The organism is Pseudostreptobacillus hongkongensis, from assembly GCF_001559795.1.
GTDB classification, from domain to species: Bacteria; Fusobacteriota; Fusobacteriia; order Fusobacteriales; family Leptotrichiaceae; genus Pseudostreptobacillus; species Pseudostreptobacillus hongkongensis.
Map to the genome: position 1 here is coordinate 1 of NZ_LOHY01000065.1, position 298 is coordinate 298.

Annotated in this window: 1 protein-coding gene; it reads right to left on the reverse strand. The window is 31.2% G+C overall.

Annotated elements, in window-relative coordinates; genetic code table 11:
* Positions 1-298, reverse strand: a 298-nt coding sequence (locus tag AYC59_RS07895) for a hypothetical protein (RefSeq protein WP_439332308.1), incomplete at both ends; no start/stop codon positions are given.

A 298-nucleotide genomic window follows, 5' to 3' on the forward strand; every position in this document is an offset into this window, starting at 1 on the left:
TCCTACAACAGATGGAAGACTAACAGGTCCAACAAGATGGTTGGCTTTTGCTGCTTCTGTTAAATGCATCTTTATACCTAATAGAGTTTGATAAAATCCTCCTATAAGTATTTTACCTACTAATTCAAATCCCTTAACGATAAAAAGTGAATAAAGTATAGCAGCTATAAAAGCTGTAGCAAAATTCATTATAACTCCTGCTGAAAGTACTATTATCTTTTGATAATTAGGATGACTCAGAAATCCATATTTGTTATACTCTTCTATTTCTGCATCTGTAAATTTTTCAACGTCTTTA